Here is a 223-nt window from a genome sequence, read left to right on the forward strand (position 1 = left end):
GATTGATATGTCGACTATTCACCCACTGCAAACCGACAAACTGATCGCCGATATGCGTGCCAAAGGCTTCGACATGATGGATTGCCCGGTTGGACGTACCTCCGATCACGCTATCGCGGGAACGCTGTTACTGCTGGCAGGTGGCACGGCGGAGCAGGTAGAACGCGCCACACCGGTTCTGATGGCGATGGGCAATGAATTGATCAACGCAGGCGGTCCCGGT

At 57.0% G+C, this 223-nt stretch carries 1 protein-coding gene; it reads left to right on the plus strand.

Annotation, left to right across the window (positions count from 1 at the left end; genetic code table 11):
• Positions 1-223, plus strand: a 223-nt coding sequence (locus FDX22_RS12255) for an NAD(P)-binding domain-containing protein (RefSeq protein WP_255432883.1), incomplete at both ends; no start/stop codon positions are given.

Source organism: Citrobacter sp. TBCS-14 (assembly GCF_005280805.1).
In the GTDB taxonomy this organism is placed as follows: domain Bacteria; phylum Pseudomonadota; class Gammaproteobacteria; order Enterobacterales; family Enterobacteriaceae; genus Citrobacter; species Citrobacter gillenii.